Origin of the sequence: Lactobacillus nasalidis, assembly GCF_016587775.1 — a bacterium.
Lineage (GTDB): Bacteria > Bacillota > Bacilli > Lactobacillales > Lactobacillaceae > Lactobacillus > Lactobacillus nasalidis.
This window is the reverse complement of sequence record NZ_BOCG01000391.1, coordinates 1-2,606: the sequence shown is the minus strand read 5'-3', so window position 1 is coordinate 2,606 and position 2,606 is coordinate 1. Positions and strand designations below refer to the sequence as shown.

Below are 2,606 nucleotides of genomic sequence, written 5' to 3'. Positions count from 1 at the left end.
CGCCGCTGGATTACGCGGCTGAAAAGCAGACCTGCCCAGAAGTTCTGGCTCTGGCCGCCGGGGCTGACCTGCTGTTGGGCGGACAGCTGGCCAAGCTGCCTGATCTGGAAGCCGCCGTTGAGAGAGGCGATCTGCCTGAAGGCCGGATCGCGGACGCCTTAACCCGGGTGCAGACCCTGCAAGACAGCTTTTCCCTCTAACAAGGGCGCAAAAAAGGACCGACTCTTTTTTGAGTTGGTCCTTTTAAAATTTCTCTTGCTAGCTTTTAGAAAAAGTATCGAACATGATTTCCTGCAGAATCTTGTAGCCGGCGGACTTCACTGAGTTCTCGCCGCCGCTGCGCTCGTTTAGCAACATGACGATGCCGTTCTTGTTGTCCGCGGTCAGCTGGAAGTAGGCCGCGTAGTGCGCGCCATTGATGGCTCCATAAGCCAGCTTGACCGCTCCGCCTTTCTTCAGGTAAAGCCCGCCGCTGTAGCGGTTGACCTTGCTCTTCAGGTGCGTCTGCTTGTAAAAGGCGCTCGGTGACAAAAATTCCCCGGTCCCCAGGGCTGCCTGCAGCGTGTAAAAGTCGCCCGCGGTCGTCAGCATGTTTCCGGCGCCGACCAGCTGCGACAGGCGCGACCGCGTCAAGGAAACCGGCCGCTGGTAGTCCCTGCCCCGCTTGCGGCAATAAGATTCAGCCAGGAGCCTGCCCTTGCCCGGCCGACCCAGGCAGGTCGACTTCAGGCCCAAGCGCCGGACTACCCGCTGCTGGAAGTTCCAGGCATAGGACTTGCCCGTCAGTTTTCTGATGATGCCGGCCAGCAGGATATAGTTGACGTCGCTGTAGTGATAGGTCCCTACCGGGTCCTTTGGGAGCTGGTTCAGCCGGTTGACCAGCCAGCTGATCGCCCGGGCTTCAGAGTAATTGACATGGCGGTCGACTTCCACTTCCGGCAGCAGAAAGCCTGAGGTATGCGACATCAGCTCGCCGACAGTAATCTTGCCGGCATCCCGCAAATTGGGATACCAGCGCGAGATCTTCGTGTGCTCGCTGAAGGCAGCCGGACTGCCCTTTTTTTCTTCCATCAGCTGGATGATCATGGCTCCAGTCACTTCTTTTTGCAAAGAGGCTACGGGGTACAGGATCCGGCGGTCGCCGTTCTTGATTCTGCCCCGGACCCGGGCCAGGCCGCAGCTGATGACCTGCACATGCCCGTTTCTGACCACGGCAACGCTGCCGGCCAGGTGCTTTTTCTTAAACAAGCGGTTGACAAAACCGGTCATGTCGGCTGCCGTTACCCGGTCCGGTGCCGTCTTCTCCGGCCATACCGCCGCAAAAAGCAGGGTGAGCAGCACGGCCGTGATGATTTTCTTTTCCTTTTTAAGCAATTTCTTTCCCTTCTAACGCGCTGCTTGGCACGTTAAAAATATTATACGTCCATTTTGTTCAAAAGCGAAAAGGTTATGGATTTTTTTAAAAAATTAATTCTGCCCTCCTAATTCAGACTGAAAGTCTGCCGCTGGATCTTCTCCAGCAAACCAAAGGCCAGTCCCTTGAGCTGCTGTTCAGTCTGGCTGCGTTCGTTGACAAACATGATGATCCCGTTGCGGTTGTCGCTTGTCAGCTGCACATAGGTCGCATAGTGCTCGGCGGAAATCGCCCCGAAGGCGCTCTTGACCTTGCCGCCCCGCTTGAGGTACATGCCCCCGCTGTACTGGCCGCGTCTGGCCTTGAGGTGGGTCAGATAATAGTAGTCGCTCTGATTCAGCACGGCCCCGTCCTGCAGGCTGAGCATCATTTTGTAGTATTCCAGCGGCGTGGTGCACATGTTGCCGGCGCCGGGGATCTGTGAAGCCACGGACTTGGGCAGGGAAACCGGCCGCTGGTACTTGCGCTGCCAGAGGTAGGCGTAAGATACCGCCTGGCTGCGGGTCCAGGGGATGCTGCTTCTCAGCGAGGTGGCCTTCAGCCCCAGGGGCCGGACGATCCGCCGGTTGAAATTGTAGGCATATGAGTGTCCGGTCAGCTTGCGGATAATGCCCACAAGCAGCACGTAATTGGCATTGTTGTAGTGGTAGCTCCCCTGCTGGTACTGCCAGCTGGCGTTGATTTTCTGGGTCACCCAGCTGATGGCCTGGTTCTCAGAGAGCTGCCGGCCGCGGTTGCTTTCAGACCCGCTGGCCCGGTAGCCGCTCGTGTGAGTCAGCAAATTGCCCACCGTGACGCGGCTGGCGTTCTTCAAGTGCGGATACCAGCGCGAAATTCTGGTGTACTGGCTGAAGTCCTGGCTGGTGTGCTTCTTCTCATTCATGATCTGCACCAGCATCGCCCCGGTCACCACCTTCTGCAAAGAAGCCGCCGGGTAAGTGATGGCGGCAGACCCGTTTTCCAGCCGCCGGCCAAACCAGGCGTAGCCGTAATTGACCGTCTGCACGCTGCCATTTTGCACCATCAGGACCGATCCGGCCAGGTGGTTGTCCCGCATGACCTGGCGCACGTCGCTCTTTCTTGCTTCAGCGTGAGCCACGCCCGGCACGGCCGCTGCCCCAAAGAGGCTGCCCGCTAAGAGCAGGCGGCTGACGATGCCGGAGAGCTTTCTCAGATAACTTTTTTCAAAAAA

The 2,606-nt window shown here is 57.9% G+C and carries 2 protein-coding genes and 1 pseudogene; 1 reads left to right on the top strand and 2 read right to left on the bottom strand.

Annotated elements, in window-relative coordinates; all coding sequences use genetic code 11:
• A pseudogene (locus lacNas_RS07125) lies at positions 1–200 on the top strand (glycoside hydrolase family 3 N-terminal domain-containing protein); the annotation flags it as partial.
• 58 nt (positions 201–258) lie between these two features.
• Here the strand turns inward: lacNas_RS07125 and lacNas_RS07120 are convergent.
• Complete coding sequence (locus tag lacNas_RS07120; RefSeq protein WP_201331771.1) at positions 259–1,374, bottom strand: serine hydrolase domain-containing protein; 1,116 nt, start codon at positions 1,372–1,374, stop codon at positions 259–261.
• Between the two features lie 107 nt (positions 1,375–1,481).
• The gene (locus lacNas_RS07115; protein WP_373868165.1) at positions 1,482–2,558 is read right to left on the bottom strand and encodes a serine hydrolase domain-containing protein; all 1,077 of its coding nucleotides are present in this window, start codon (positions 2,556–2,558) and stop codon (positions 1,482–1,484) included.
• Between the last annotated feature and the right edge of the window lie 48 nt (positions 2,559–2,606).